The 23,854-nt window shown below is 71.0% G+C and carries 23 protein-coding genes; 5 read left to right on the top strand and 18 right to left on the bottom strand.

The genetic code is table 11. From position 1 onward, the window contains the following. Positions 1-31: 31 nt before the first annotated feature. Complete coding sequence (locus tag POL25_RS08270; protein WP_272085370.1) at positions 32-898, bottom strand: nitrilase-related carbon-nitrogen hydrolase; 867 nt, start codon at positions 896-898, stop codon at positions 32-34. A 404-nt stretch (positions 899-1,302) separates the two neighbouring features. Here POL25_RS08270 and POL25_RS08265 point away from each other — a divergent pair, with 404 nt between their 5' ends. Both POL25_RS08265 and POL25_RS08260 read left to right on the top strand, forming a co-directional pair. Beyond that, on the top strand, positions 1,303-2,226 hold the full coding sequence (locus POL25_RS08265; RefSeq protein ID WP_272085369.1) for a hypothetical protein: 924 nt from the start codon (positions 1,303-1,305) through the stop codon (positions 2,224-2,226). A gap of 61 nt (positions 2,227-2,287) precedes the next feature. Next, entirely contained in the window at positions 2,288-4,123 is a 1,836-nt protein-coding gene (locus POL25_RS08260) for a UbiD family decarboxylase (RefSeq protein WP_272085368.1), read from the top strand. A 9-nt stretch (positions 4,124-4,132) separates the two neighbouring features. Here the strand turns inward: POL25_RS08260 and POL25_RS08255 are convergent, their stop codons facing one another. Beyond that, positions 4,133-4,651, bottom strand: a complete 519-nt coding sequence (locus POL25_RS08255) for a hypothetical protein (RefSeq protein ID WP_272085367.1) — start codon at positions 4,649-4,651, stop codon at positions 4,133-4,135. 175 nt (positions 4,652-4,826) lie between these two features. Between POL25_RS08255 and POL25_RS08250 the strand changes: the two genes are divergently transcribed. Next, positions 4,827-6,407, top strand: coding sequence for a glycoside hydrolase family 10-like protein (locus POL25_RS08250; protein ID WP_272085366.1), 1,581 nt, complete (start codon positions 4,827-4,829; stop codon positions 6,405-6,407). On the opposite strand, the gene POL25_RS08245 is transcribed toward POL25_RS08250, so the two are convergent. The 11 genes from POL25_RS08245 to POL25_RS08195 all read right to left on the bottom strand — a co-directional run bounded on the left by POL25_RS08245 (position 6,408) and on the right by POL25_RS08195 (position 17,759). Beyond that, positions 6,408-8,195, bottom strand: a complete 1,788-nt coding sequence (locus POL25_RS08245) for an AMP-dependent synthetase/ligase (RefSeq protein ID WP_272085365.1) — start codon at positions 8,193-8,195, stop codon at positions 6,408-6,410. A 24-nt stretch (positions 8,196-8,219) separates the two neighbouring features. Beyond that, the gene (locus tag POL25_RS08240; protein ID WP_272085364.1) at positions 8,220-9,356 is read right to left on the bottom strand and encodes an acyl-CoA dehydrogenase family protein; all 1,137 of its coding nucleotides are present in this window, start codon (positions 9,354-9,356) and stop codon (positions 8,220-8,222) included. A gap of 207 nt (positions 9,357-9,563) precedes the next feature. Further along, on the bottom strand, positions 9,564-10,430 hold the full coding sequence (locus POL25_RS08235; protein ID WP_272085363.1) for a beta-keto acid cleavage family enzyme: 867 nt from the start codon (positions 10,428-10,430) through the stop codon (positions 9,564-9,566). A gap of 19 nt (positions 10,431-10,449) precedes the next feature. After that, a complete protein-coding gene (locus POL25_RS08230; protein ID WP_272085362.1) occupies positions 10,450-10,641 on the bottom strand; it encodes an addiction module protein in 192 nt (63 codons plus the stop codon). After that, on the bottom strand, positions 10,638-10,946 hold the full coding sequence (locus POL25_RS08225) for a type II toxin-antitoxin system RelE/ParE family toxin (RefSeq protein WP_272085361.1): 309 nt from the start codon (positions 10,944-10,946) through the stop codon (positions 10,638-10,640). The genes POL25_RS08230 and POL25_RS08225 overlap by 4 nt, the downstream gene beginning before the upstream one ends. 3 nt (positions 10,947-10,949) lie before the next feature. Further along, positions 10,950-11,186, bottom strand: a complete 237-nt coding sequence (locus POL25_RS08220; protein WP_272085360.1) for an addiction module protein — start codon at positions 11,184-11,186, stop codon at positions 10,950-10,952. A gap of 18 nt (positions 11,187-11,204) precedes the next feature. After that, positions 11,205-13,199 (bottom strand): ATP-binding protein, encoded by a 1,995-nt coding sequence (locus POL25_RS08215; protein ID WP_272085359.1) that lies wholly within the window; start codon positions 13,197-13,199, stop codon positions 11,205-11,207. Continuing rightward, the gene (locus POL25_RS08210; protein ID WP_272085358.1) at positions 13,196-14,026 is read right to left on the bottom strand and encodes an enoyl-CoA hydratase/isomerase family protein; all 831 of its coding nucleotides are present in this window, start codon (positions 14,024-14,026) and stop codon (positions 13,196-13,198) included. The genes POL25_RS08215 and POL25_RS08210 overlap by 4 nt, the downstream gene beginning before the upstream one ends. A 6-nt stretch (positions 14,027-14,032) precedes the next feature. Further along, entirely contained in the window at positions 14,033-15,190 is a 1,158-nt protein-coding gene (locus POL25_RS08205; protein WP_272085357.1) for an acyl-CoA dehydrogenase family protein, read from the bottom strand. 60 nt (positions 15,191-15,250) lie between these two features. Beyond that, a complete protein-coding gene (locus POL25_RS08200; protein ID WP_272085356.1) occupies positions 15,251-16,879 on the bottom strand; it encodes an acyl-CoA carboxylase subunit beta in 1,629 nt (542 codons plus the stop codon). Between the two features lie 13 nt (positions 16,880-16,892). Then, positions 16,893-17,759 (bottom strand): SDR family oxidoreductase, encoded by an 867-nt coding sequence (locus POL25_RS08195; protein ID WP_272085355.1) that lies wholly within the window; start codon positions 17,757-17,759, stop codon positions 16,893-16,895. A gap of 187 nt (positions 17,760-17,946) precedes the next feature. Between POL25_RS08195 and POL25_RS08190 the strand changes: the two genes are divergently transcribed. Next, on the top strand, positions 17,947-18,255 hold the full coding sequence (locus POL25_RS08190) for an SCP2 sterol-binding domain-containing protein (protein WP_272085354.1): 309 nt from the start codon (positions 17,947-17,949) through the stop codon (positions 18,253-18,255). A 15-nt stretch (positions 18,256-18,270) separates the two neighbouring features. On the opposite strand, the gene POL25_RS08185 is transcribed toward POL25_RS08190, so the two are convergent. The 4 genes from POL25_RS08185 to POL25_RS08170 all read right to left on the bottom strand — a co-directional run bounded on the left by POL25_RS08185 (position 18,271) and on the right by POL25_RS08170 (position 21,243). After that, positions 18,271-18,906 carry a hypothetical protein gene (locus POL25_RS08185; protein WP_272085353.1) on the bottom strand — a complete coding sequence of 212 codons (636 nt, stop codon included), beginning with the start codon at positions 18,904-18,906 and terminating at the stop codon, positions 18,271-18,273. Between the two features lie 84 nt (positions 18,907-18,990). Continuing rightward, positions 18,991-19,584 carry a hypothetical protein gene (locus POL25_RS08180; protein WP_272085352.1) on the bottom strand — a complete coding sequence of 198 codons (594 nt, stop codon included), beginning with the start codon at positions 19,582-19,584 and terminating at the stop codon, positions 18,991-18,993. Between the two features lie 18 nt (positions 19,585-19,602). Beyond that, positions 19,603-20,793 carry a response regulator gene (locus POL25_RS08175; protein ID WP_272085351.1) on the bottom strand — a complete coding sequence of 397 codons (1,191 nt, stop codon included), beginning with the start codon at positions 20,791-20,793 and terminating at the stop codon, positions 19,603-19,605. A gap of 84 nt (positions 20,794-20,877) precedes the next feature. After that, positions 20,878-21,243: a hypothetical protein gene (locus POL25_RS08170; protein ID WP_272085350.1), complete on the bottom strand. Its 366-nt coding sequence runs from the start codon at positions 21,241-21,243 to the stop codon at positions 20,878-20,880. 371 nt (positions 21,244-21,614) lie between these two features. Here POL25_RS08170 and POL25_RS08165 point away from each other — a divergent pair, with 371 nt between their 5' ends. Further along, positions 21,615-23,153 (top strand): YifB family Mg chelatase-like AAA ATPase, encoded by a 1,539-nt coding sequence (locus POL25_RS08165; RefSeq protein WP_272085349.1) that lies wholly within the window; start codon positions 21,615-21,617, stop codon positions 23,151-23,153. A gap of 71 nt (positions 23,154-23,224) precedes the next feature. Here the strand turns inward: POL25_RS08165 and POL25_RS08160 are convergent, their stop codons facing one another. Continuing rightward, on the bottom strand, positions 23,225-23,743 hold the full coding sequence (locus POL25_RS08160; protein ID WP_272085348.1) for a hypothetical protein: 519 nt from the start codon (positions 23,741-23,743) through the stop codon (positions 23,225-23,227). Between the last annotated feature and the right edge of the window lie 111 nt (positions 23,744-23,854).

Here is a 23,854-nt window from a genome sequence, read left to right as displayed (position 1 = left end):
ACAGGGGCTCAAGAAAGCGGACGGCGGGCGCTCACAGCTTGGTGAGGTCGCCGTAGGTCTCGGGGCGGCGGTCGCGGTAGAACTGCCAGGTCTGGCGGACCTCGTCGATCACCGCGAGGTCGAGATCGGCGACCACGAGCTCGTCCTGGTCCTCGCTGGCCTCGGCGAGGAACTTGCCGCGCGGGTCGACGAAGTAGCTGTGGCCGTAGAACTTGCCGATGTTCCACGGCGCCTCGGTGCCGACGCGGTTGATCGCGCCGACGTAGTAGCCGTTGGCCACCGCGTGCGCCGGCTGCTCCAGCTTCCACAGGTACTGGCTCAGACCCGCCACCGTCGCGCTCGGGTTGAACACGATCTCGGCGCCGTTGAGCCCGAGGGCGCGGGCCCCCTCCGGGAAGTGGCGGTCGTAGCAAATGTAGACCCCGATGGTCGCGAACTGCGTGCGGAAGACCGGGTACCCGAGGTCACCGGGCTTGAAGAAGAACTTCTCCCAGAACCCCGAGGTCTGCGGGATGTGCTGCTTGCGGTACTTGCCGAGGTATGTGCCGTCGGCGTCGACCACGGCCGCGGTGTTGTAGTAGACGCCGCGCATCGCCTCCTCGTAGAGCGGGACGACGATCGCCATGCCGAGCGACTTCGCGTACTCCTGCATCAGCGCGGTCGTGGGCCCCGGAATCGGCTCGGCGGCCGCGTACCAGCGACGGTCTTGACCCGGGCAGAAGTACGGTCCGTTGAAGATCTCTTGCAGGCAGAGGATCTGCACGCCGCGCCGGCCGGCTTCCTTCAGGAAGGGCAGGTGCTTGTCGAGCATGGCCTGCTGGATCTCCTTGACCGGGACGCTCTCGTCGTTGATGGGATTACTGCACTGGATGAGGCCGCAGCGAACGGTGGGGTTCATCACTCGCCACTCTAGCTCGAGACGCGGCGCATACGCGCCCGAATGCGCTGCAGTTGCGCGGTTCGCGGGCGCTTTCGGCGGGGACTTGCGCCGGCATGGAGGAGCGGAGTAGTAAGGCGAAGATCCCCGAGTCGGGCCGCCAGAGCCCCGTTCCATGACGATCGCTTCACGTCCCACGGCCTTGATGGCCGCCCGCTCCCCGGCCCTGGCGGTCTGCCGATCCTGAACCGTGTACTCTTGCGGCTGAACCCCTGGTTCCTGCACGGCCCGCCGGGCCCGATCCTTGCTCCTGCAGCTCCTGCGGGGGCGCTCCGTCCGCCCTGCGGGGCTGCGGACCCTGGTTCTCTAAATCCTGTTTCGAGTTTGATCCTATCGAGTTGGGGGACGCCCCCACGGAGACCGCGATGACCTGTACCAACCTGCGCTTCCTCTTCGCCAGCGCGCTGGCGCTTTCCTTGACCACCACCGCCTGCGGCGACGACAGGGGCGACTCCGCCTCGGCCACCGACGCGACCACCGCGCCGACGACGACCGACGCGACGATGGGCGACTCGACGACGACCAACACGCCGACGACCACGAACCCGGAGCCCACCGGCACCGAGTCCGGCACCGAGACCGCCGCGACCACCGACGAGCCGACGACCTCCACCACCACCACCGCGACGACGGTCACGACCGGCTCGCTGTGCCAGGACATGGAGGACCAGCCGGTCAACAGCCCGTGCACCGACTCGTCGGGCTGCGGCTGCGACACCGAGAAGTGCTTCGTGGTCCCCGCGCTCGGCGGCTTCTGCGGCGAGTGCCTCGCCGATGCCGACTGCGCCCCCGGCGGCTGCTCCGTGCCGAACCCGATCGCCGGCGTCGGCGCGACCTGCAACGATGGCGCCGCTGGCGAGGGCTGCATGAGCGACGAGGTCTGCGTCGAGGCCGAGAACGGCATCTGCGGGACCCTGCTCGAGGTCCCCGGCATCATCACCGTCGCCACCTGCGGCCAGTGCAAGGTCAACGCCGACTGCACCGACGCCGGCCTGGCCAACTGCAGCCCGACCTACGACGTGCCCAACTTCAAGGGCAAGCTCGACTGCGTCGCCGACGGCTCGGTCCCCGCCAACCTCGGCTGCTCGCTCGAGGACGACGGCGGCAACCCGGCCGGCAACAAGGCCTGCGAGTCGGGCTTCTGCGGCGAGGCCAGCGTGATGGGCCTGCTCAAGCTCGGCGTCTGCGGCGAGTGCAACGCCGACTCGGACTGCCCGATGGGCCAGCAGTGCAGCGACCCGGCGGTCGACCTCGACATGGGCGCGCTGGTCGGCTCGGTCTGCATGTGATGCGAGCGCCCCGGCGCCTGTCTCGAAAGACAGGCGCCGAGGCCCCTGCCACGACGGCGGAATGAGCGCTTATCGATCGCTGCGCGCGTGTGTGACCGACCTCGAGCGGCACGGTCACCTCGCGCGCGTCGATGTCGAGGTGGACCCGAACCTCGAGGCGGCGGAGATCCAGCGCCGCGTCTTCGCGGCCGGCGGTCCGGCGCTGCTGTTCACGCGGGTCAAGGGCAGCGGATTCCCGATGGTGAGCAACCTGTTCGGGACGGCCGCCCGCACACAGTTCATTTTTCGCGACACGCTGGCGCAGGTGAAGCAATTGGTGGCCCTGCGCGGCGACCCCGGGGCGGTGATGCGTCGGCCGTGGCGCTACCTGGGCCTGCTCCGCACGGGCTGGCACGCGCGGCCGAAGTTCGTCGGCTCCGGGCCCGTCATGGCGCGCGAGATCCGGATCTCCGACCTGCCGCAGCAGGTCTCGTGGCCGCGCGACGGCGGGCCGTTCATCACCCTGCCGCAGGTCTACAGCGAGGACCCCGACAAGCCCGGGTGGATGAAGAGCAACCTCGGGATGTACCGCGTCCAGCTGGGCGGCAACCGCTACGCGCAGGACCGCCAGATCGGGCTGCACTACCAGATCCACCGCGGGATCGGGGTCCACCACGCGGCGGCGATCCGCAAGGGCGAGCCGCTGCGCGTCAACATCTTCGTCGGCGGCCCGCCAGCGATGGCGCTGGCGGCGGTGATGCCCCTGCCCGAGGGGCTGCCGGAGCTGGCGTTCGCGGGGGCGCTGGCGGGGCGACGGGTGCGCATGGTCCAAAGGCCAGGTGCGCTGCCGTTCGCCGGCGAGGCCGACTTCGTCATCTGCGGCACCGTCGACCCCGAGCTGCGCCTGCCCGAGGGGCCGTTCGGCGACCACCTCGGCTACTACAGCCTGACGCACGATTTCCCGGTGCTGCGGGTCGACAAGGTGTACGCCCGCGAGGACGCGATCTGGCCGTTTACGGTGGTCGGGCGGCCGCCGCAAGAGGACACGCAATTCGGCGCGATCATCCACGAGATCACGGGGCCGGCGATCCCGGCGGTGATCCCCGGGGTGCAGGCGGTCCATGCGGTCGACGCGGCCGGGGTCCACCCGCTGCTGCTGGCCCTCGGCAGCGAGCGCTACACGCCCTACGCCCCGCGCGACCGCCCCGCCGAGCTGCTGACGCAGGCCAGCGCGATCCTCGGCCAGGGCCAGATGTCGCTGGCCAAAGTGCTCATCATCGCCGCGGCCGACGACGCGCCGAACCTCGACCTGCACGATGTGACAGGTTTCTTCGGACATGTCCTCGAGCGCGTCGACTGGCGCCGCGACCTGCATTTCCACACCGAGACGACCATCGACACGCTCGACTACTCGGGCGGCGGGCTCAATGTCGGCAGCAAGGTGGTGATCGCGGCCGTCGGGGCGCCCCGCCGCGCGCTGGCGACGGAGGTGCCGGCCGAGCTGCGGCTGCCGGCGGGCTTCTCGGACCCGCGCGTGTGCATGCCCGGGGTGCTGGCGGTGACGAGCCCGGAGTGCACGGTGCCCGGCGACGGGGCGCTGCAGCGGTTCTGCGCCGCGCTGGCGCCGAACGATCCGATGGCCGGCTTCCCGCTGGTGGTGCTGGTCGACGACAGCGAGTTCGCGGCGCGCACGCTCAACAACTTCTTGTGGGCGACGTTCACCCGCATGAACCCGGCGGTCGACATCGACGGGGTCGCGGCGCGCACGGTCCACAAGCACTGGGGCTGCGAGGGCGCGCTGGTGATCGACGCCCGCCGCAAGCCGCACCACGCCCCGCAATTGATCGAGGACCCGGCGGTGACCCGCCGAGTCCTCGAATGGGCGGCCCCGAGCGGACCGCTTCACGGGCTGTTCTGAGAGGGGGGCTCAGACCGGCCGCTCGAGCTCGACGTCCTTCAGCTCGGCGCCGAAGAACGAGCCGGTGACGGTGCACTGGGCGTTCTCGAAGCCGTCACAGTTGCCGCCGCACACCGTCGAGGTGAAGGAGACGTAGTCGGCGGTGATCTTGTAGCCCTTGATCGAGATGGCGACGTCGAGGCTGCGCGTGGTCGTGACGGTGGTGCCGTCGATCGGGTCCTCGACCAGGACCTCGTCGCCTTCAAAGGTGTAATCGGTGCCGGAGCGCGAACCGATGATCACGTCGGTGCCGTACTCGAGGAAGTAATCGTCGGGGTCGGTGGCGAAGATCTGGATCGTGCTGGCGCCGAAGAACGTGGTCGAGTCACGCGGATCGGGGTTCGTGCCGCAGTCGGCGCCCATCTGCTGGGGCAGAGCGGTGATCTTGTAGATCCGGTATTCGCCGGGCTTCACCGAACAAGCGCTCAGGGAGGCGCTGAGGCCGACGGCCGCGACGGCCGCGAAAATGCGAGAGGGGTGCTTGCGCATGGGCGGCATCCTACTCAACGCAAGCCCCGCGGGGGAGAATTGTGACGGTGAACGCAAGCGCGTTCGCCCACATTTGCGGCCCGCTTGCCCGGCCTCCCGGCCTGGAAATCTCCGGGCCGGCGTGGTCGTGTTATAGGGACGCATGGCGCTGTTTCGCTCAGCAGGATTGTCATTTGTGGTCGGCTTGGCGGCGCTCTCCGGCTGCGGCGAAGAGCCTTCCTCGACCACCGAAGCCGCGACGTCGAGCGCGAACACGACCGATTCGCCGGGCACCGCGACGACCTCCGATGTGCCAGCGACCGGCGACCCGACGACGAACGAGCCGACCAGCGGCGACGAGAGCACCAGCAGCGGCACGACCGGCGGCGAGCCGCAGGAGCTGGTGGTGGTCAGCCATACCCGCGAGTTCCGGGCGGTGTGGGTGGCGACGGTCTCGAACATCAACTTCCCCAGCGCGACCGGGCTGTCGGCGACGGCGATGCAGGACGAGCTGCTGGCGATCCTCGATACCGTGCAGGCAGCGGGCCTCAATGCCGTGGTGTTCCAGGTCAGGCCGGAATGCGACGCGCTCTATTCGTCGGACCTGGAGCCGTGGAGCCGTTACCTCACAGGCGAACAAGGGGAGGATCCCGGGGTCGACCCGCTGCAATTCCTGGTCGACGAGGGCCACGCCCGCGGCATCGAGGTCCACGCCTGGCTCAATCCGTACCGCGCCAAGGCCAACGCCAACCACCCGCTGGCCGCCAATCACGTCGCGTCCCTGCTGCCGCAGTACGCCTACGCGTACTCGACGTTCCTTTGGATGGACCCGGGCGCGAAGGAGGTGCAGGACCTATTGCTGGCGGTCGTCGCTGATCTCGTGGGCCGCTACGACATCGACGGCGTCCACTTCGACGATTACTTCTATCCGTACCCGGTCGACGGCGAAGACTTCCCCGACGACAAGACGTGGGAGGCCTATCAGGGCAGCGGCGGGCAGCTGTCGCGGGCCGACTGGCGGCGCGACAACGTCAACGCGATGGTCGAGGCGGTCGGCATCACGGTCGCCGACCTGGCGCCGCACGTCCGCTATGGCATCAGCCCGTTCGGCATCTACCGGCCAGGGATCCCCGAGGGCATCGTCGGCTTCGATCAATACGAGGGCCTCTACGCCGATCCGCTGCTGTGGATGCAAGAGGGCTGGCTCGATTACCTGGCGCCGCAGCTGTACTGGCCGACGACCCAGGCGGCCCAGGCCTACGGCAAGCTGATCGCGTGGTGGTCGAGCATCACCACCGGCGGGCGCTACATCTTCGCCGGCAACTACCTCAGCAAGCTCGGCACCGAGGACAAGTGGTCGCTCGAGGAGTTCAAGCAGGAGATCGTGCTCAGCCGCGAATACGCGGAGTCGGGCTCGCAGGGCAACATCTTCTTCCAGATCGCGCCGCTGCAGGACAACCTGCTCGGGGTCACCGACGCGTTCAAGGCCGAGTTCTACGCGACCCCGGCCCTGACGCCGCCGATCGCGGCGCTGACCGACGAGGTCGTGGCGCCGCCGACGGTGACGCTGACCGGGGCGCAGGCGTCGCTGTCGCACGCGGCCCCGGACAGCCTGCGCGCCTGGGTGGTCTACGCCCAGGCGGGCCAGGAGTACGTGATCGACCGCGTCGTCCCGGCCGAGACGACGAGCATCGACCTGTCCCCGGGGACATGGGCGATCACCGCCGCCGGCAAACACAACGTCGAGAGTCAGGGCGTGCTGGTGACGGTGCCCTGATCAGTCGGCGCCCTCGTACATGGCCTCGACGAGGTCGGCCCACTGCTTCTCGATGACCTTGCGCTTGAGCTTGAGCGTCGGCGTGAGCTCGCCGTGGTCGGCGCCGAGGCTGCGCGGCAGCAGCTTGAACCGGCGCACCTGCTCGACGCGGGCGAACTGCTCGCCGGACTTCTCGACCCACTTGCCGATCTCGGCGAGCAGCGCCGGGCTGTCGTGCAGCGGCTCGTCGGCGGGCTGGCCCTGGCCCTCTAACCACCGGGCCGCGGCGGCGCGGTCGATCGCCAGCAGGGCCCCGAGGAACTTGCGGCGGTCGCCGATCACCACCGCCTCCTCGATCAGCGGGCTCTCCTTGAGCGCGGCCTCGAGGTTCTTGGGGGCGATGTTCTTGCCGCCAGCGGTGATGATGATCTCCTTCTTGCGCCCGGTGATCGAGAGGAAGCCGTCGGCGTCGAAGGCCCCGAGGTCGCCGGAGTGCAGCCAGCCGTCCTGCAGCGCCTCGTCGGTGGCGGCCGGGTCCTTGAAGTAGCCCTTGAACACGCTGGGGCCGCGCACGAGGATCTCGCCGTCCTCGCCGAGCCTGACCTCGAGGCCAGGGATGGGGCGGCCGACGCTGCCGAGCTTGGTGGCGCCGGGGATGTTGAGGGTGGTCGGGCCGCAGTCCTCGCTCTGGCCGTAGACCTCGGCGACGACGAGGTCGAGGCCGGCGAAGAACTCGAGCACGTGGGCGGCGATCGGCGCGGCCCCGGACACGCAGGCGCGCACGCTGCCGAGGCCGAGCGCGGTCTTCAGCTTGGTGAACACGAGGCGCCGCGCCAGCTGGTACTGGGCCCGCAGGACCAGCGGGACCGGCCGGCCGCGGGTGGCGAGGGCGTGGTAGCGGCGGGCGACGCCGGTGGCCCAGTCGACGAGCTGTTTCTTGGGACCTGTCGTCTGGGACAGGCGCGCGGCGACGGCGGCGTGGAACTTCTCCCAGATCCGCGGCACGCCGAAGAAGACGGTCGGCTGGGCCTCCTTGAGGTTGTCGGGCACGCGCTCGAGCGCCTCGGCCCAGTAGACGGCGTAGCCGCAGCAGGCGGGGCCGTGCATCGAGAGCATCTGCTCGGCGATGTGCGACAGCGGCAAGTACGACAGCAGGCGATCGTCCGGGTTGTTCTCGACCAGCTCGAGGAGCACCTCGGTGGTCCACAGCACGCTCTTGTGCGACAGCATGACGGCCTTGGGCGGGCCGGTGGTGCCGGAGGTGTAGATGTACGTGCTGGTGTCGTCCTCGTGGAGGTTCGCCAGGCGCTCGCTCAGCGCGGCCTCGGCGACGGCGTCGGCGCGGGCGAGGAACTGCTCCCACGAGAGGACCAGCGGGTCGCCGATGGCCTCCGCGCCCTGCAGGACGACGATGTGGCGCAGGCCCGGCAGCTTGTCGCGCTGCGCGGCCAGCTTGTCGTACTGCGCGCGGTCCTCGACGACCACCAGCGGGGCCTCGGCGTGGTGGACGATGTACTGCACCTCGCCGGCGGAGCAGGTGGTGTAGATACCGGCCGGGACGCCGCCGGCGGCCATGGCGGCGAAGGCGGTGATGGCCCACTCGGCGCGGTTGTACGAGAGGATGCAGACGCCCTGGCCGGGCTGCAGGCCGAGGCCGATCATGGCCCGCGCGGCGCGGCGGACCTGGTCGTTGTACTCGCGCCAGCGAGTCGGGCGCCAGGCGCCGTCCTTGCGCACGTAATAGGCCGGTCTGTCGGGGTGGGCCTGGCCGCGGGCGAGGAAGCGGGCAGGGATGGTGTCGTGGGCCATGGCGTGCTCCTGGCGAGTGATTGTCTAGAGTCCCATTTGCTTGGCGGCGAGGTCCTTCATGATCTCCTCGGCGCCACCGCCGATGGCGAGGACCCGGGTCTCGCGGTAGATCCGCTCGACCCGCGCGCCGCGCATGAAGCCGGCGCCACCGAAGATCTGCACGCCCTCCTTGGCGCAGAACTCGACGCACTGGGTCGCCGCGTTCTTGAGCATGCAAATCTCGGCGATCGGCCACTCGCCGGCGTCGATGCGCGCGGCGAGCTGATACAGCCAGGTCCGCACCGGGTGGATCCGCGTGGCCATGTCGACGAGCTTGTGGCGGATGACCTGGCGGGTGACGAGCGGCTTGCCGAAGGTCTCACGCTGGCGGGCGTAGGCGATCGCGTCGTCGAGGCAGACCTGGGCGAAGGCGACGGCCATGGCCGCGAGCGTGAGCCGCTCGCGGTTGAAGTTCTGCATGATGCCGAGGAAGCCGCCGTTCTCCTCGCCGAGCAGGTTGTCCGCGGGGACCCGGCAGTCGTCGAAGTAGAGGGTGGCGGTGTCGCTGCACCACCAGCCCATCTTCTTGTCGAGCGCGGTGCGGGTGAAGCCGGGCGTGCCGGCCTCGACGACCAGCAGCGAGATGCCGCCGAGGCCAGGCGGACCGGTGCGCACGGCGACGGTGACGAGGTCGGCGCGCATGCCGGAGGTGATGAAGGTCTTGCTGCCGTGCACGACGTAGCTGTCGCCGTCGCGGCGGGCGGTGGTCTTGAGGTTGGCGACGTCGGAGCCGCCGGACGGCTCGGTGACGGCGAGCGCGGCGATCTTGCGGCCGGCGAGCACGTCGGGGACAAAGCGCCGCTGCTGCGCGTCGGTGCCGAGGTTGACGATCGGCGGCAGGCCGATGCCGTGCGAGAACAGGCCGGCGATGAGGCCGCCGCTGCCGGTGCGCGCGAACTCCTCGCAGAGGATGATGAGCGAGGTGCTGTCGCCGGGGCTGCCGCCGAGGTCCTCGGGGAAGCCGAGGCCGAGCAAGCCGAGCTCACCGGCGCGGTGGTAGAGCTCGCGCGGGAAGCTGCCGGCCTCCTCCCAGGCCTCGATGTGCGGCAGGACCTCGCGCTCGATGAAGGCGCGCAGGGTGCCGCGCAAGGCCTCGCGGTCGGCGTCGTCGAGGACGGGCATTTTGCCGGTGACTTTATCACGGTGCGGCCGGCGTCGGGCACGGCGCAGCCGGGGGACGGCGGCCGCAGGCGGGCGAATGCGGCGAGGACATCGGGGCCGCGCCGAATGCTACGATGACGACGGCGACAGGCGAATGCGGCGACGACCGAATGACGCGCCCGGGCGGCGTCGATCGATCGCTGCGTCGCCGATCGGACGGCGTGAATTTCAAACCGCGAGGTGCATGCGCTGGCGCGCTTCGGCGGGCGAGGCGATCTCGCGGCCGACCTCGCGGGCGCTGGCGACGAGGGCTTCGATGAGGCGGCCGTTGCTGTCGGCGCGGCTGCCGTCAGGCAAATAGAAGGTGTCCTCGAGGCCAGTTCGCAGGTCGCCCCCGAGCTCGGCGGTGCGGCGATGGATGGCCCAGATCTCCTCGCGGCCGATGGCGGTGACCTCCCAGCGCGAGCCGGGCTTGATGTACTTGAGCAGGAACGGCAGCAGGTCGGGGTCGGTCGGCATGCCGGAGGCGACGCCAGTGACGAAGTTGTAGTGCGGGTGCCTGGCGAGGCCGACGTCGACGAAGAGGCCGACCGAGCGGACGATGCCGAGGTCGAAGCACTCGAACTCGGGCGCCGTGCCGCACTCGGCCATGACGTCGAGGAAGGCCTTTACCTTGTCGACGGGGTTGTCGAACACCATCGGCGGCCAGGCCCAGGTGCCGTCGCTCTTGGCCTTGAGGTAGTTGAGGCTGCCAGCGTTGCAAGCGGCGATCTCGGGCCTGATGGCGCGCATGCAAGCGACCGGGCCGCTGATGTCGTCGCCGACGACGCCGGTGGTCATGTTGAAGATGAGCTCGGGACACTCGGCGCGGATGGCCTCGCGCACGGCGATGGCGACCTCGGGCTCCCACGACGGCAGAAAGCCCATGCCGGGCTCCTGGCGGCGAAAGTGGACGTGCACGACCGAGGCGCCGGCGTCCCGCGCCTGCCGGGCGGCGCGCGCGAGCTCCTCCGGCGTGACAGGCACGGGGTGCTGCTTGGGATTGGTGAGCACGCCGGTGAGGGCGCAGGTGACGATCGCTTTGTCGTGGGTCATGGCGAGGTCCAGGCGAGGATCATCGAGAGGGCGATGGACGGGCGCGAGGCGAGGCGAAGATGAAGGCGAGGGCTTCTTCGTGGTCGACGGTGGCCTCGAGGCCGGACTCGACCGCGCGTCGGCGTCGCTCGATCTCGGCGAGCCACGCGTCCTCGTGGGCGATGGCAGGAGGGGCGGACGGCGCAGGCAGGTGGATACGCTCGTCGGTCATGGCGGGAAGCGACGCCTGGGGTCCTGGTGCTGATGAAGGATCGCCAGGACGAGCACCTGACCCGGCGAGGTGATGCGATAGACGAGGACGTAGGGGAAGCCGGCGACGAGGATGCGTCGCAGATCCGGCGTGCGCCAGACGGCCCAGCGGGCTGGCGCTCGCCGAATCTCCTGGATCTCGTCGCCGACCGCGGCGAGGAGGCGCTGGGCGAGGCCTGGTCTTTGGGACAGATAATAATCGACGGCGCGATCGAGATCGTGGGCGGCGCGGTGAGACAGGCGGACGACGACCTCGGGATCTTGCATGATTCAGGTGCCGTGGCTCGCGATCTTGGCGCGCAGTTCGGCATCGACATCCTCCCAGTCGACCAGCTTCTCCTTGCCCTCCTCGACGTCACGGAGGCGACGGAGGACCTCCTGATACTGGGCCTCCTCGACCTCCGGCGAGCTCGGCTCCTCGACGCTGTCGAGCAGCCGCAGCGCCAGCTCGCGGCGCTGTTCGGGGGGCAGGGCCATCGCTTCGTCGAGGATGCGCGCGGGGTCCATGACTGCACCTTAGCACGCCTACGCGGCGGCGGAGGCGGCGGCGGGCTCGGGGCCGTCGTCCGGGGTGACGACTGCGAGGAGGCGGCCTTGCGGGACCTGATCGCCGGGCTTCACCTTGACCTCGGTGACGACGCCGGCGATGGCGACCGCGAGGGCGTTCTCGATCTTCATCGCTTCGAGGGTGACCAGCGTCTGGCCGCGACGGACGCGGTCGCCGACCTGTACGTGCACCGCGACCACGCGGCCGCTGGTGGGCGCGAGCAGGTTGCCGTCGCCGCCGACCTCGGCCTCGGGCGCGGCGCCCTTCGGCGGCGGCTCGGTGAACTCGGCCTGCACGCCGCGCGCGTCGAGGAACAGGCGCTCGCCGACCACCGCGGCGTGCACGGTCTCTTGCACCTCGCCGACCAGCACGCGGAAGACCACGCCGTCGCGCCCGAGCAGGCGCACCGGCAGGGCGACGCCGTCGACGGTGACGGTGGTGATGCCGCCGGGGTCGAGGTCGACGGCCAGCTCGCGCTCGCGTTCACCTGTCCGAAGGGTCAGGGGGAACGCGGCCCGGCCGGCGCTGCGCCACGGGCTGTAGTCCCCGCGGACATGTCCCAAAGTCCAGATCGCGGCGGCGATCGCCCACGCGCGCGCGTCGGGCTCGGGCCGCGCGGGCGCGGGCAGGTGCTCGTCGAGGAAGCGGGTGGTCGCGCCGCCGGCGGCGAACACCGGGTGCTCGAGGATATCGGCGAGGAAGCGCTTGTTGTTGGCCAGGCCGAGCAGGACGCTGCGGCCGAGCGCGCTCACCAGGCGGCGGCGAGCCTCGTCGCGGGTGCGGCCGTGGCTGATGACCTTGGCGATCATCGGGTCGTAGAACGGCGACACCGTCTGCTGGCGGTGGAGGCCGTGGTCGACGCGCACGCCGTCGCCGCTGGCGGGCTGCCAGGCGACGACCTCGCCGGCCTGGGGCAGGTAGCCGGCGTACGGATCTTCGGCGTAGAGGCGGACCTCGATCGCGTGGCCGCGCAGCTCGATCTGCTCCTGCGCCAGCGGCAGCGGCTCGCCCGCGGCCACCCGCAGCTGCCAGGCCACCAGGTCGAGGCCGGTGACCAGCTCGGTGACCGGGTGCTCGACCTGCAGGCGCGTGTTCATCTCGAGGAAGTAGAACTTGCCGTCGGCGTCGAGCATGAACTCGACGGTGCCGGCGCCGACGTAGTCGATCGAGCGCGCGGCGAGCACCGCGGCGGCGCCCATCTCGGCGCGCAGGGCCGGCGTCACGGCCGGCGACGGCGACTCCTCGACGACCTTCTGGTGGCGACGCTGGACCGAGCAGTCGCGCTCGCCGAGGTGAATCGCATGGCCGTGGCTGTCGCCGAACACCTGGATCTCGACGTGGCGGCCGCTGGTGAGCGCGCGCTCGAGGATCAGCTCGCTGCTGCCGAACGCGCTCTCGGCCTCGCTGCGCGCCGACGCCAGCGCCGCCGGTAGCCCGTCCCAGTCGCGGACCATCCGCATGCCGCGGCCGCCGCCGCCGGCCGCCGCCTTGATCAGCAGCGGCAGGCCGATGCGCTCGGCCTCGGCGGTCAGGCGCGCGGCGGACTGGCCGTCGTCGCTGCTGTCCTGAAAGCCAGGAATGCACGGGACCCCGGCGGCGATCATCGCCCGCTTGGCCGCGGCCTTGTTGCCCATCGCCCGGATCGCCGCCGGCGACGGGCCGATGAACACGAGGCCTGCGTCGAGCACCGCCTGGGCGAAGCCGTCGTTCTCCGACAGGAAGCCGTAGCCCGGGTGGACCGCGTCGGCGCCGGCCTGCCTGGCCGCGGCGAGCAGCGCCGCGACGTTCAGGTACGACTCGCGCACCGGCGGCGGACCGATCCGGACCGCGCGATCGGCCAGGCCGACGTGCGGGGCGCCGGCGTCGGCGTCGCTGTAGACGGCGACGGTGCGGTAGCCGAGGGCGTGGGCGGTGCGGATGATCCGGCAGGCGATCTCGCCGCGGTTGGCGATCAGGATCGTGGAGAAGGTCATTGGTCGTTCCAGGCGGCGTTGCGCTTCTGAATGAATGCGAGCATGCCCTCGACGCCCTCGGAGCCGCGGGCGGCGCGGGCGAATTCGTCGGCGGCGACGTCGAGCAGGGCGGACAGGGCGTCGCCGTGCGGCGCCCCGCTGGCGGCCAGGACCAGCCGCTTGGTGGTGGCGACCGCCTCGGGGGCGCAGCGGCCGATGTCGGCCAGGACCTTCGCCACCTGTCCCTCGAGACCTGCCCGATCGGTCACGTGGTGGACCAGCCCGAGGCGCAGCCCCTCGTCGGGGCCGAGCGCCCCGCCGGTGACCGCGAGCCGGCGCGCTGCGCTGTAGCCGACGCGGCGGACGATGAACGGGGCGATCTGGGCCGGCGGCACGCCGAGGCCGGTCTCGGGCAGGCGCAGCTTGGAATCGTCGACGGCGACGGCGACGTCGCTGACGCAGCACAGGCCGAAGCCGCCGCCCATGACCGCGCCCTCGAGCACCGCGACGACCGCCTGCGGGGCGTCCTCGATCTGCTGCAGCATCGCGCCGAAGATCCGGTTGGTCGTCGCCAGCGGATCCTTGCCGTCGGGGCCCGGCTCGGCCCCGCGGGCGCCGGCCATGTCCTTGATGTCACCGCCGGCGCAGAAGTTGCCCCCGGCGCCGCGCAGGAGCACCGCCCGCACCTCGCGGTCGCCCGCGATCGCGGCGAACACCGCCTGCAGCTCGTGGACCATGGCGAACGACATCGCGTTGCGCGCCTCGGGCCGGTTCAGCGTGACGTGCAGGCGCCAGCCGTCGCGGCGCAGCAGCAGCGTCTGGCACTCGGGCAATGTCGTTTGGGACATGTCCTTTCAGCCTCTCCCGGGCAGGATGCCGTCGAGCTTGGCGATGATGCCGAGCATGACCTCGTCGGCGCCGCCGCCGACCGAGATCAGGCGCGAGTCGCGGAACAGGCGCGAGATCTTCGATTCCCACATGTAGCCCATGCCGCCCCAGTATTGCAGGCAGCTGTCGGCGACCTCGCGGCCGAGGCGGCCCGACTTGAGCTTGGCCATCGAGGCCAGGCGGGTCACGTCCTTGCCGGAGATGAACAGCTCGGCGGCGCGGTAGATCAGCGCCCGCAGCGACTCGACCTCGGTCAGCAGCTCGGCGATGCGGAAGTGGACCACCTGGTTGTCGAGGATCGACTTGCCGAAGGCCTGGCGCTCGCGGGTGTACTTGATCGTCTCGGCGATCGCGGTGTCCATCGCCGTCAGCGAGTTGGCGGCGCCCCACAGCCGCTCCTCCTGGAACTGCAGCATCTGCAGCATGAAGCCGGCGCCCTCGGGGCCGATCGCGTAGCGCTGCGGCACGCGGACCTCGTCGAAGAAGATCTGCGCGGTGTCCGACGACCACATGCCGAGCTTGTGCAGCTTGCGGGCCCGCTCGACGCCCTTCGAGTCGAGCGGGACGATGATGAGGGTCTTGTTCTTGTGCGGCTTGTCGTCGCTGGTGTTGGCGAGGCAGCACATCCAGTCGGCCTGGACGCCGTTGGTGATCCACATCTTGCCGCCGGTGATGACGTAGTCGTCGCCGTCCTTGCGGGCGTAGGTCTTGAGGCTGGCGACGTCGGAGCCGGCGCCGACCTCCGACACGCCGATGCAGCCGACCAGGTCGCCGGCGATCGAGGGCGCGAGCCACTCTTTCTTGAGCTCGTCCGAGCCGAACTTCGCCAGCGCCGGCGTGCACATGTCGGTCTGCACGCCGATCGCCAGCGACACGCCGCCGGCGTCGACGCGCCCGAGCTCCTCGGCCATCACCAGCGCGTACGAGTAGTCGAGGGCGGCGCCGCCGTACTCGGTCGGCTTGGTCAGGCCGAGGAAGCCCTCGTTGCCGAGCTTCTTGAACAGCTCGTGGGCCGGGAAGATCCGCGCCTCCTCCCATTCGTCGCAGTAGGGGTTGATCTCCCGGGCGATGAACTTGCGCAGGCTGTCGCGCAGGAGGTCGTGCTCGTCGGTGAACAGCGGCATGGCGGGGCTGGCTCTCGGGTCAGGATGTTCGAAGGGACAGGTGACGCGAAGTCGTGGAGGTCACAGGCGGGCGACGCCGAAGCTGGTGGGGCGGACGCGGCGGGCCTCGCCCTCGCGGCAGACGGCGAGCGCCAGGGCGAGCACGCGGCGGGTGTCGCGGGGGTCGATGAGGCCGTCGTCCCACAGCCTCGCGGTGGCGTAGAGCGCGGTCGACTCGGCGTCGAGGCGGTCCTTGATCGACTTGCCCATCTGGGCCATCGCGTCGGGGTCGGCCTTCATGCCCATGCGGGCGAACTTGGCGGTGGTGATGATCTCCATGACCTTGGCGGCCTGCTCGCCGCCCATCACGGCGATCCGGCTGCCGGGCCAGGCGAACACGAACCGCGGGTCGTAGGAGCGGCCGCACATGCCGTAGTTGCCGGCGCCGAAGCTGCCGCCCATGATGACGGTGAGCTTCGGGACGTCGGCGTTGGCGACCGCCTGGATCATCTTCGAGCCGTGCTTGACCATGCCGGCCCGCTCGGCCGCGGTGCCGACCATGTAGCCGGTGGTGTTCTGCAGGAACAGCAGCGGGGTGCCGCTCTGGCAGCACAGCTGGATGAACTGCCCGGCCTTGCAGGCGCCGTCGGGGTTGATCGGGCCGTTGTTGCCGAGGATGCCGACGGCGTGGCCCTCGATGAGGGCGTGGCCGCACACCGTCGCCGAACCGTAAAGCGCCTTGAACTCGAAGAAATCGCTGTCGTCGACCAGGCGAGCGATCACTTCGCGGACGTCGTAGGGCTTCTTGAAGTCGACCGGGACGATGCCGAGCAGGTCCTCGACGTCGAAGCGCGGCGGGCGGTGCGGCCTGGTCGAGAGGTCATGTGCGAACCGGCCCAGCGGCGCGCGCTGGAGGTTGGCCAGCAGCTCGCGCGCGAGGTGGATCGCGTGGGCGTCGTTCTCGGCCACGTACTCGGCGGTGCCGGTGACCGTGGCGTGCAGCTCGGCGCCGCCGAGCTCCTCGTCGGTGGCGACCTCGCCGAGCGCGGCCTCCACCAGCGGCGGGCCGGCCAGGAACACCTTGGCCTGGCCGCGCACCGCGATCACGTAGTCCGAGAGGCCCGGTAAGTAGGCGCCGCCGGCGGTGCTGCTGCCGTGCACGATCGTGATCTGCGGGACGCCGGCGGCCGACAGCCGCGCCATGTTGGCGAACACGCGCCCGCCGTCGACGAAGATCTCGGCCTGATAGAGGAGGTTGGCGCCCGCGCTCTCGACGCAAGAGATGATCGGCAGCTTGTGCTCGAGCGCGATCTCCTGGGCCCGCAGGCTCTTGCGCAGGCCCATGGGCGAGATCGCCCCGCCCTTGATCGCGCTGTCGCTGGCGCTGACGATGCACCGCACGCCCGAGACCACGCCGATGCCGACGATGCAGCCGCCGCCGCTGGCGTCGCTCTTGCCGTCGTCGTCGTGCATCTTGTAGCCGGCCAGGGTCGACAGCTCGAGGAACGGCGCGCCGCGATCGAGCAGCCGCGCGACCCGGTCGCGCGGGAGCAGCTGCCCGCGCTTGGCGAACTTCTCGGCCTGCTTGCCCGAGTTGTCGCGCACGCGCTTCTCGGCGGCGCGGAAGTCGTCGATGAGCTTCAGCTGGGCGGCGCGGTTCGCCTGGAACAGGTCGCCCTGGAGGTCGATGCGGGACGTGAGCACGGGCATGACTGGCTGGCCTTTAGCGCAGGTTGTCGGGGAGCTCGGCGCGGTGGAAGCCCTCGTACGGCTTCGAGCGGTCGTGCTCGCTCGCGGGCCACACGGCGCTGGAGTTGGGGGCGGCGCCGTCGACCCGCAGCGTCGAGCCGCTGATGAACCCGGCGGCCTCGCTGAGCAGGAAGACGATCGCGGCGCTGACCTCGGCCTCGGTGCCGAGGCGGTGCAGCGGCACGGCGGCCTTGAGCCGCGGCAGCAGGCCCTTGAGCATGTCGGGGTCGTAGTTGTCCATGCCCGACGAGGCGATCCAGCCCGGCGCGACGGCGTTGACGCGCACGCCCGAGGGCGCCCACTCGACCGCGGCGGTCTGCGTGAAGTTGACCATGCCGGCGCGCGCGGCCCCGGAGTGGCCCATGCCCGGCATGCTGCGCCACATGTCGGCGACGATGTTGACGATCGAGCCGCCGCGCTCGGCCATCGACTGCGTGTAGACCTCGCGGGCGAACAGAAACCCGCCGACGAGGTTGGTGCGCACGACGGTCTCGAAGCCCTTCTGCGAGATCGCGGACAGCGGGGCCGGGAACTGCCCGCCGGCGTTGTTGACGAGCCCGTCGATGCGCCCGCGCGCGGCCACGATCGCGGCCACCGTCGCCTTGACCTGGGCCTCCTCGCGGATGTCGCAGGCGTGCAGCGAACAGGCGCCGCCGTCGGCGACGATCTCGGCGGCGGTGGCCTCGAGCTTGGCCAGCTTGCGGCCGACCAGCACCGGGTGAGCACCGAGCGCGGCCAGCTCGTGCGCGGTGCAGCGACCGATCCCGCTGCCGCCGCCGGTGACCACGATCGTTTGCCCGGCGAACAGGCCCGGACGAAAGACGGAACGGTACCCGCTCATGGCGCCGCATCGTACACAGCCGCGGGACCAGGGGAAGCGGAAATCGCCGCGGGCCGGGCCGAGGACGGCGTATGCGCTGACGTGGGGGGCAGGCGGAACGGACCGGCGTCGGCGAGTAGATTTTCGCGGCGCAGGTCCGGACGCCGCGGGCGTCGAAGGCGCCGGAGGATTGTGGTAGGCAGGCTTCATGAGCGACATCAGCCTGGAAAAGTTCACCGAAGAGATCCGCGCGAAGGTCGGCGACGACTCGGGCCTCAAGGCGACGATCAAGTTCGTGTTCTCCGACGCGCAGGTGCTCTACATCGACGGCGAGAGCACGCCCAACACGGTCGACAACGACGACCGCCCGGCCAAGTGCACGGTCAAGGTCTCGCTCGAGGACTTCGCCAAGATGGCGGCGAAGAAGCTCGACCCGACCACCGCGTTCATGACCGGCAAGATCAAGATCGAAGGCGACATGGGCGTGGCCATGCGCCTCGGCAAGCTGTTCAACTAGCGCCCGCAGCCGCGCTCAGGTGCAGAGCCCGAGCGTCATCCGCAGCCGGTCGCGCGCGCGGGCCTCGGCCGCGCGCGCGGGGACCGTCGCCGAGGCCGTCAGCGCGCGCTCGAGGCCGAGAGCGGCGACGTCCTCGCGCGTCAAGGTGGCCGGCACGGCCTGCTCGAGCGCGGTCTGCCAGGCGGCGCGCGAGGCCTCGCTCAGGCCGGCGCACGGGGCCAGCAGCGCGCCCACGAGGTCGGGCGACCGTTCGGGCTCGCCCAGGCGATCGCCGAGGTAGACCGATCGCCCGTCCTGCTCGGCGAAGGCGTGCGGGTCGAGGGTGAGGACGATGCCCTCGCGCGCCACCAGCCGCAGCGCGGCGGCGTAGGCGGCCGCGAGCCGGGCCAGCTGCCGCGGGCGCTCGGCCTCGGTCGCGGCGGTCAGGGCGGCGCCCAGCGAGGGCAGGTCAGGCACGATGTGCCACAGGACGACCTCGTCGGCTTCGGCTTCGGTGGTCGCCAGCGCGACGGCGCTCCCGGCCGGGAGCAAGGGGCCGAGCCGGGCGGTCCGCCGCACGTGGGCGATGAGCGCCTCGCGGCCGCGCTCGCGCGCGCCGAACCGCCACTCGCCGCGGGTATGCAGGCGATGGCCCCCTGCCTTGAAGGACATGCTCTCGAGAGCATGCCCTTCGAGACATGGTGCTTGGGTCGGAACATGGCCGACACCGGCACGGGCGAGCGACGCGGGCGCTCGTCAGGTGTCTTTTTCGGACATGTCCGAAAAGCTCTGCTGCAGCGCCGTCCGCCCGCGCGTCCCGGGCTCGGCGCGATCGCCCGCGACCCGCTGGTGGGTGAGCTCGTGCGAGCCGATGTAGACGACCCGGCCCGCGTCGGCGAGGCCGGCCTGGACCTCCGCGCGGACCTCGTCGTCCTTGCGGCGCTCGGGGGCGCAGCGGCCGACGCGACTCGTCTCGATGCGCTCGAGGGACGCTCGCAGCTCCTGGGCGCTGCCCGCCCGCCCCGTGATCGCGTTCAGGCCGAATTGCCCGGTGAGCCGCTCGGCGGTGTGAAGGATGTGAGCCCGACGCGGCTCGAGGCTCTTGTGGCCGGGCACGGTGACGACCTGCACCTGCAGCGGGTGGCCGTCGATCATGCCGCCGTCGAAGCTGAACCAGTCGAAGAAGATCGTGCGCCCGGTGGCCGCCGGGTGGACCAGCAGCTCGTTGCCGGGCCTGTCGCCGAAGATGCCCGCGAGCTGCTCGACGTTGGTGGTCTTGCCCGCGCGCCCCGGCCCGTCGTAGACGACGCGCAGGACGATGCGCCCGCGGTCTGGTTCGTAGACAGCCATGACCCGGTCCCTCCTCGGTCACCCGGTCACGCGCTCGAACGCGCCGATGTTGGCCCGCAGCTGGGCCCAGCCCATGCCGATGCTGACCGAGCGATCGGTGACGAGGACGAGCGCGCGCCGGCGATCGGCGAGCAGCTTGCCGAAGATGTGATGATCGGTGGCGGTCAGCTGGATCTCGTGAAGGAGGCCGCCCGCGAGCCGGCCGACGCCGCCGCCGAACAGCTCGCGCGCGACCGCGGTCATCGCCGTCTCCGAGGTCGGCGCCGCGGCGCCGCGCCGGTGATGACCGAGCAGCACGCCGCTGTCGACCACCGCGACGGCGCAGGCGAGCGCGCCGTCGATCACCCCGGTCAGCCGGCGACAGACGTCGTCCAGCGCGGCGCGGGCGGCCAGCTGCGCCGGCGAGGTCACGAGGGTGGGCGCAGCGAGGAACGAGTCGTCGGTGACCTCGTCGGCCGTGGCGGCGAGCTCGTCGCTCTCGCCGAAATCGCCCAGCTCGAACACCGCCGGGGTCTCCTGCGGGCCCCGGCGGTCGTGCAGCTCCTCGTCGAGCCGGCTCAGGCAGGCCAGCAGGAGGTGGTCGAACGGGGCGTCGATCGTCTGCACCACGCCCTCCTCGAGCCCGGTGGTGTGGAGCGCCCCGGTGGAGGCGGCCAGGATCGCCCGCAGCGCGGGGCAGCCGACCTGGTCGCCGTACGAGGCGCCGACGATCTCGCCGCGACGAAAGTGAATCTTGCTGGCCGGCCGCCCGGCGGCGCCGACGAGGATCGTGACCGAGCGCTGCGACATGTGGAACATCTGCGCCACGTCGATCAGCGACAGGCCGTGCACGCTGCCGACGAAGCCGGTCTCGCAGTCGATGGCCTTGTGGATCGAGCGCAGCAGCTCGGTCGGGGTGAAGGGTTTGAGGAGGAAATCGACCGCGCCCAGCTCGGTCGCGACCTGGTGCTCGCGCGCGGAGGCGTGCGCGCTCATGAGAATCGGGCGGGTCTTGCGTGACACGCTCGGCAGCAGCTTGAGCAGGTCGAGCCCGTCGGGCCCGCCCAGCCGCAGGTCGGTCAACACCACGTCGGCCGGGCGCCGGGCCAGCGCCGACAGTGCGGAATGCACCGACGGCGCCGAATCGACCTGAAACCCGTGACCTTCGAGCTCGCGCGCGAGCTCGCCGCGGAAATGCGTGTCGTCCTCGACGATCAACAGCGAAGTCAAGATAGTCCTCCTGTACCAGAGCGAAGGCGCACGACATTCGTGCGCCGACGCCTCGGTTCAATGGTTGTCCGCGGGTGAGCGGCGCTACAGCGCCGTCGCTTGCTCGATCTCCGCCAGCGACCGTCGGGCCATCGCCAGGTTCGTCTTGGTGCGCTCGCAGGCGAGGTAATAGAAGACGGCTGGGGTGCGGCGTAGCGGTCGGATGATGTGGTATTGTTTGCCCAGGGTGATGAGAATGTCCTCCAGCTCGTCGGCGAGCCGGAGCGAGCTCATGGCCTTGAGTTTGGCCTGGACGACGTTGGTGTTGGCCGCGGCGGCGACCTCGATATCGAAGGCCGCGCCGCCGCCGGCGCTGGCGAGGGTCATGCCGCTCTCGCTGTCGACAATCGCGGCCGCGATCGCGCCGTCGATCTCCATCGCTTTTTTGATCTGGTTGCCGGTATTCCCCATAAACAAACCTTCCGCTGCGACGCGGGGGCATCTTGGCAAACATCTCGTCGACCGGCAAGAGCAACTATTGCGGGGCCGCTGCACGGTGTATCGAATGATTGTCGAAGGGCCGTTCATGCTGCCGTGAGAGCCGACGGAACATTGAATGGGTGGTGGCAAACATCATACGAAGGTTGTTCGCTGTCTCTGCGGCCATTGGCGGCCCAGGTCGCGCATGGTGAGCGTCGACGCAGGTGGCCCTCCGGGGTGGGACATGTCCGGCCGGCGGGACGCCGGCCAGCGGGCGGGACAGCGGTGATGCGTCAAGAGCCGCCAAGTGCTTGATTTGCTTCGAGCGGGGCGGAGCACGGCGATTGTAAGGAGTGTGTCCTGTGCTGACCCGCTCCTACTCTGCCAGCGTCCTCGGCGTCGAAGGCTTCGTCGTCACCGTCGAGGCCGACGTCGGCCTCGGCCTCCCGGGCCTGACGCTGGTCGGCCGCGCCACCGGGGCGCTGATGGAGGCGCGCGAGCGGGTCCGCAGCGCGCTCGGTCATTGCGGGCACAAGCTCCACCCCCGCAAGCAGGTCGTCAACCTGGCGCCCGCGGATGAACGAAAGGACAGCCCGGGCATCGACCTCGCGGTGGCGTGCGCGCTGCTGGCGAGCCACGAGGTCGTGCCGGCCGAGCGCCTGCAGGGGCTGATGCTGTGGGGCGAGCTGTCGCTCGACGGCTCGCTGCGCCCGGCCGCCGGCACGCTGGTGATCGCCGACTGCGCCCGGCGCATGGGGTTCACCGCGCTGGCTGTGCCCGAGGCCAGCGCCGACGAGGCGGCGGTGCTCGGCGGGCTGGCGGTGCTGCCGGTCCGCGACCTGCCGCAGCTCGTCGCTCACCTGCGCGGCGATCGAGAGATCGGCGCCCACGCGGCCAACGATCCGCCGCCGCGAGCGGGACGCGAGCTCCACGACCTCGACGACGTGCGCGGCCTGGTGCTGGCCCGCCGCGCGATCGAGGTGATGGCGGCCGGCGGTCACAACGTGCTGCTGCACGGGCCGCCCGGCGTCGGCAAGACGATGCTGGCGCGGCGGGCCATCGGCCTCTATCCGCCGCTCGACGACGAGGCCGCGCTCGAGGTGACGAAGATCCAGGGGGTCGCGGGCCTGCGCGCGCTCGACGGGCTGGTCCGCGAGGTGCCGCTGCGAGCCCCGCATCACACGGTCAGCGTCGCGGGCCTGCTCGGCGGCGGGCCGTTCCTCCGCCCCGGCGAGGTCAGCCTGGCCCACCGCGGGGTGCTGTTCCTGGACGAGCTGCCCGAGTTCTCGCGCGGCTGCCTCGAGGCGCTGCGCGAGCCGCTCGAGGAGGGCGTGGTCCGGATCGTGCGCGCGCGCGGGAGCGTGGGCTTCCCGGCCCGGTTCCAGCTGCTGGCGGCGATGAACCCGTGCCCGTGCGGGTTCCTGGGCCACCCCGATCGCACGTGCGTCGACAATCCGGCGGCGGTGCTGCGCTACCAACACCGCGTGTCGGGGCCGCTGCTCGACCGCATCGACGTCGCGGTGGCGGTGCTGCCGGCCCGGCCGGAGGAGCTGCGCTCGGCCGACCCACCCGAGTCGAGCGCGGCGGTGCGGCGGCGGGTGACGACGGCCCGCGCCCGCCAGCTCGCGCGCCTGCGCGGCACGCCGTGGCGCACCAACGCCGAGGTGCCGGCGGCGGCCGGGTCGATGGAGCGGCTGTGCGCGCTGACGCCGGCGGGCGAGCGCCTGCTGGCGGCGACCGCCGAGCACCGCGGCTGGAGCCCGCGCGCGCAGCATCGCCTGCGCCGGGTCGCCCGCACGATCGCCGATCTGGCCGACGACGACCGCTGCCCGCGCGCGCCCGCGACCGAGATCGACGTGGCCCAGGCGCTGCACCTGCGCGCGCTGCCGGAGGTCGGATGAGCTGTCCTGTGGGACATGTGCTTTCGGCCATGTCGATCACGACATGGCCGAAAGAGCAGCTCACGCGGAGCTCAGACGTTGCCCATGGCGAGGACCTTGCGGCCCTCCTCGAACAGGATGGCGCACTTCTTGGCCTCGAGCACCTCGAGCACCACGCCCTTGCCGAACTTCGGGTGCGACACCGGATCGCCGGCGGCGAAGGTCTCGCGCATCGAGTAGGCCTTGATCGGCGTGCCGCCCTGGAGGGCGAGGTCCTCCATGCGCCGCAGCCAGTCGCGCGTGCTGGCGCCGGCGGGGGGGCTGAGCGCCGCGGCCTTGGCCGCGGCCTTGGCGGCCTTGGGCGCCTTGGGCGGCTTGGGCGGCGCGGGATTACGAGCAGCGGCGCTGCGGTTCACCACCGCCGGCTGGCTCGGCGCTTCGCTCCGGGAGGGCAGCTTGGGCGCGTGGTACATGTGCTGCCCGCCGCAGCTCTTGCACTCGACCCGCTTCGGTCCCGCGTTGTCCGCCTTGAGCGCGACGACCACGTGAATCGTGTCGAGGCGGCACTTGGTGCAATAAGCGTCGATATCTCCGCCGACTTTGAAAACCATGGATTGATCGAGCAGCAGAGTAATGCAGGCCCGCGCCGACGGCCACGGGCCTGGCGTGAGCTGAGGGGCGCTCGGCGAGGACACGTGTCCGCATCTGGGTGGCGCCCGCTC

This window comes from Nannocystis bainbridge, assembly GCF_028368995.1.
Lineage (GTDB): Bacteria > Myxococcota_A > Polyangia > Nannocystales > Nannocystaceae > Nannocystis > Nannocystis bainbridge.
This window is presented reverse-complemented; position numbering and strand designations above follow the sequence as displayed.

Excerpts from the sequence above, each read along its gene's own strand:
- POL25_RS08245 (WP_272085365.1), bottom strand. The coding sequence starts at position 8,195 with ATGGCCCACGACACCATCCCTGCCCGCTTCCTCGCCCGCGGCCAGGCC.
- POL25_RS08220 (WP_272085360.1), bottom strand. The coding sequence starts at position 11,186 with ATGGACCCCGCGCGCATCCTCGACGAAGCGATGGCCCTGCCCCCCGAA.
- POL25_RS08195 (WP_272085355.1), bottom strand. The coding sequence starts at position 17,759 with ATGAGCGGGTACCGTTCCGTCTTTCGTCCGGGCCTGTTCGCCGGGCAA.
- POL25_RS08265 (WP_272085369.1), top strand. The coding sequence starts at position 1,303 with ATGACCTGTACCAACCTGCGCTTCCTCTTCGCCAGCGCGCTGGCGCTT.
- POL25_RS08270 (WP_272085370.1), bottom strand. The coding sequence starts at position 898 with ATGAACCCCACCGTTCGCTGCGGCCTCATCCAGTGCAGTAATCCCATC.
- POL25_RS08190 (WP_272085354.1), top strand. The coding sequence starts at position 17,947 with ATGAGCGACATCAGCCTGGAAAAGTTCACCGAAGAGATCCGCGCGAAG.
- POL25_RS08225 (WP_272085361.1), bottom strand. The coding sequence starts at position 10,946 with ATGCAAGATCCCGAGGTCGTCGTCCGCCTGTCTCACCGCGCCGCCCAC.
- POL25_RS08180 (WP_272085352.1), bottom strand. The coding sequence starts at position 19,584 with ATGGCTGTCTACGAACCAGACCGCGGGCGCATCGTCCTGCGCGTCGTC.
- POL25_RS08205 (WP_272085357.1), bottom strand. The coding sequence starts at position 15,190 with ATGCCGCTGTTCACCGACGAGCACGACCTCCTGCGCGACAGCCTGCGC.
- POL25_RS08200 (WP_272085356.1), bottom strand. The coding sequence starts at position 16,879 with ATGCCCGTGCTCACGTCCCGCATCGACCTCCAGGGCGACCTGTTCCAG.
- POL25_RS08255 (WP_272085367.1), bottom strand. The coding sequence starts at position 4,651 with ATGCGCAAGCACCCCTCTCGCATTTTCGCGGCCGTCGCGGCCGTCGGC.
- POL25_RS08170 (WP_272085350.1), bottom strand. The coding sequence starts at position 21,243 with ATGGGGAATACCGGCAACCAGATCAAAAAAGCGATGGAGATCGACGGC.
- POL25_RS08240 (WP_272085364.1), bottom strand. The coding sequence starts at position 9,356 with ATGCCCGTCCTCGACGACGCCGACCGCGAGGCCTTGCGCGGCACCCTG.
- POL25_RS08215 (WP_272085359.1), bottom strand. The coding sequence starts at position 13,199 with ATGACCTTCTCCACGATCCTGATCGCCAACCGCGGCGAGATCGCCTGC.
- POL25_RS08260 (WP_272085368.1), top strand. The coding sequence starts at position 2,288 with ATGAGCGCTTATCGATCGCTGCGCGCGTGTGTGACCGACCTCGAGCGG.
- POL25_RS08160 (WP_272085348.1), bottom strand. The coding sequence starts at position 23,743 with ATGGTTTTCAAAGTCGGCGGAGATATCGACGCTTATTGCACCAAGTGC.
- POL25_RS08185 (WP_272085353.1), bottom strand. The coding sequence starts at position 18,906 with ATGTCCTTCAAGGCAGGGGGCCATCGCCTGCATACCCGCGGCGAGTGG.
- POL25_RS08210 (WP_272085358.1), bottom strand. The coding sequence starts at position 14,026 with ATGTCCCAAACGACATTGCCCGAGTGCCAGACGCTGCTGCTGCGCCGC.
- POL25_RS08235 (WP_272085363.1), bottom strand. The coding sequence starts at position 10,430 with ATGACCCACGACAAAGCGATCGTCACCTGCGCCCTCACCGGCGTGCTC.
- POL25_RS08230 (WP_272085362.1), bottom strand. The coding sequence starts at position 10,641 with ATGACCGACGAGCGTATCCACCTGCCTGCGCCGTCCGCCCCTCCTGCC.